4 protein-coding genes are annotated in these 3252 nt (G+C 42.6%); all 4 read right to left on the reverse strand.

Annotated elements, in window-relative coordinates; translation table 11 throughout:
• Positions 1-554, reverse strand: a 554-nt coding sequence (locus BG32_RS00585; RefSeq protein WP_147434765.1) for a tetratricopeptide repeat protein, incomplete at its 3' end; no start/stop codon positions are given.
• A gap of 14 nt (positions 555-568) precedes the next feature.
• Positions 569-2149: a tetratricopeptide repeat-containing diguanylate cyclase gene (locus tag BG32_RS00590; RefSeq protein ID WP_039882254.1), complete on the reverse strand. Its 1581-nt coding sequence runs from the start codon at positions 2147-2149 to the stop codon at positions 569-571.
• 100 nt (positions 2150-2249) lie between these two features.
• The gene (locus tag BG32_RS00595) at positions 2250-2585 is read right to left on the reverse strand and encodes a DUF4258 domain-containing protein (protein ID WP_014731146.1); all 336 of its coding nucleotides are present in this window, start codon (positions 2583-2585) and stop codon (positions 2250-2252) included.
• A gap of 38 nt (positions 2586-2623) precedes the next feature.
• Positions 2624-3252 (reverse strand): glucodextranase DOMON-like domain-containing protein (locus tag BG32_RS00600; protein ID WP_310793849.1); only part of this gene is annotated, 629 nt, incomplete at its 5' end.

Consider the following 3252-nt stretch of genomic DNA (forward strand, 5'->3'; position numbering starts at 1 on the left):
CTTTTGAGTGAGTTCTCTTCTTTGAGCTCAATGGCCTTCTCGATAAATACCGCTCCTGAACCATCACCTTTAATATTCTCAACTGCGATTCCCTTGTTGTTGAGATATTTGGCGAGAGAGTGATTGTCATTATTTCTCTGAGAGAGATCGATAGCTTTATCAATATATTCGAGAGAAGTCTCGAATTCTCCCATTTTGAGGTATACGCCGGCAATGTTGTTATAGATCATAGGCAATCGTGAATCATCCCCAAGCTCATCAAAGACAGATATCGCGCTGGCAGCATACTCCAGAGCCTTCGAAAACTCGCCTGATTGACAGCTAATTCTTATCATTGAATTATAGACAAAGCCAAGTTCAGAACTGCATTGATTTCCGATTTTTTCCAACTCTCTGCCAACAATTTCAAAAGCAATCTGGGTTTCTCCAGAATCAACGAGGGATCTCTGAATCCTTTTGAGAAACGAAATTCTCGAATCAAACTCCGATTCATCTTTGGACAGATATTCTTCATACAAGTCTGCAAAACTCTTTTCCTGTTTTATATGATCCATCTCATCCACCCTTTTCAAGAAGTAGCCTGGCTTGTTTCCAGTCTGTCCTTTCCCTTTGTTTTGGCTTCATAGAGTAGCTTATCCACAACGGCAATGTATTTGTCTGCCGACTCGCCATTCCACTCTCTTGCACCTGCACTGAATGAAACCGTAATCTCCAGTTCTTGGCGAAAGGATTCCTTCAACCTTGAATAGACTTCGGTTGCCTTGTCTAGATCAGCTAACGGCAGCAAAACGAGGAACTCTTCTCCTCCATACCTGAAGGCAAAATCATTTTTTCTAATAGAAGACTTGATGATTCTTCCAATTTCCGAAAGAACCTCATCACCCTTTAGATGACCATATGAGTCGTTCACGAATTTGAAGTTGTCCAGATCGATCATTATCATCGTAAGAGGAGTGCCGTATCTCTCTGCTCTTGCGATTTCGTTTTCGACTATAGTCCGCATCTTTCTATGGTTAAGCAAACCGGTTAGCGAATCGGTTTCGGCCTGCCTTTCGAGAAGCTTATTGGTTTTCTCAAGCCTGCGTTTCATGTCATGCAGTTCGTTGTTCTTCTCTGATATTTCTTCATTTACTCTTCTGAGTTCACTGTTCTGCTCAAGAAGAGAGTGCATTTCTCTGAGGTTTTCTCTTGCTTCGAAAGATGACTCGAGTTGTGCTAATGAACGCGCTTGTTCTTCTTTGAATATTGTACGATTCAGTTCCGTTATCAGTTTGAATGTTTGCAAAGCTTCATTCGCATTACCCATTAACTCATGTATTGAAGAGATCTCATTCAGTACGTCTAGCAGCTCCGTATTGTTTCCGTTTTTTTGGTGATACTCGCTTACTCCTGTCAACAGCTCCAGCGCTGAGAAGAGCTCATCTTCGGCCTTCAAAAAGCGTGCCCTGTACTTCATTGTCTCTGTCAGAGCTCGCTCATCCCCGTTTTCCCTTGCCATAGTAGTTGCTCTTTGGAGTAATTCAGAGGCCTCTTTCTTCTTTCCCGAATCGTAATAGAGCTCTGCCAGATTCAAATAGCTGTTGGGCAATTCATCCTTCATGTTGTTCTTCTCTTTGATTAAAATCGCTTCTTCAAGATACGGAATGCCAGATTTATCAGTTTCCGAGTTCTCAAGAATCACCGCAATATTGTTCAAACAACAGGCTGTATTAGTCTCGTCACCATTTTTTCTGGCCATTTGCAGCGCTTTGTTCGCATTCGAAAAAGCCTTATCATACTCTTTCATTTTGAAGTAGATCCCTGAGGTGTTAATCAAGACTCTGGTTAGCAATCCCTCTTCCTCTTTTTCTCTGCAGATTGTCTGAGCCCTTCTGGAATACTCGACTACGCCCGCGAAATCTCCTACAAGCGCACTCAGTTTAATCATGGAGTTCAAAAGCACTGCCATTTCCAAAGAATCACAATTATCGAATCTTCTTATCTCCCTTTCAACGATTCCGTGGGCGACAAGTGTATTTCCCTGGTGATTAAGGCTGGAGATAGCTTTATTCAGATAAGTTATCTTTAGGGAAAGATCGCTTTCTGGCACCGACATGTATTCCGTCAGCAACTCAACAACTCTATCTTTGATTTCCGTATTGTCTTCCATCACTGTCTCCATTTCTTGTATTTCTCTGGATTTAAGTGCTTCTAATTATTCACGAGATAGAGCTAAAGCGCCTCCCTGAATATGGTAAGTGGAAGCTTAATCAAGGAATTAAGTCCGCATCTTTGTGATCATCATCATTCCAATATACCGTGATCACTTCGAAATTATCAAGCCTCTTTTCCAGTATAACCGTCATTTCATCGTCCGACACTTTCAGTCTGTTGTAGTTTGCTATCTGTACCCTTATGCCTTCTTCAAGGACTCTAATTACCCTATCCGTTTCGATTCCTCTTTCATCCATTCTTTGAACGGCATGCTGACTGAAAGAGATTTCCCGTTCCTCTTCTCTCTTCGCTACTTCATCTTTCTCGCTTAAACCTTTTATGAGAAATGCAACAACTACAACCGCAATAATCACCGCTAAGGTGAAGAACATATCTGCCTCCAAGATGTTCTGCTCTGTGGTTTTTAGATCTAGTCGCTTTCCCCAATCTTTAGAAGTATGTCATCCATTATATACGGATCCTCCTTACTACCGCCTCCGAAATGGTAGCTCTTAGGTTCCGGATAGATGTCCCGGTAAACGGCTTCGATACCATCGAAATCCCAGGTTGTTATGTATACTTTGAATCCATTTAGGCTTTCTGGTCTCCCGATGGTTTCACCGGGAATCCTTAGTACTACCTCGCTCTCCATTTTGTTTGTCTGTACAAGAGGAGTTGGAGATATTGCTGTGCCGAATGACTTGGGGCCGCTTCCTTCTGCAGAATACGCAACAATCGACCAACCGTTTGCAAAAATGAAATAATCCCAGTCAAGTCCGGCTGGCATAGTTGCATTCAAGAAAGGTAGGACCGTTGAACCAGTCTTGTGGGGATCATCGATGAATATCTGGAAAGTGACATGATCGAATCCGTTTTGTGGTCCCCACGTGTCAGTCAAGTCCTTGATTCTCATGTTAAGAGAAAGCGATGCTCCTATCTGTCTCAATTCAACTCCCAACAGGTCCATCTGATTCTTGAAAGAGATATCCGTTGGATACTCGTATCTTCCCTCCGGTCCTTTGTCGTCTCCTTCTGGATCGGAAAGCGAAGACAAGAGCA

Source organism: Mesotoga sp. HF07.pep.5.2.highcov, assembly GCF_003666285.1.
Lineage (GTDB): Bacteria > Thermotogota > Thermotogae > Petrotogales > Kosmotogaceae > Mesotoga > Mesotoga prima.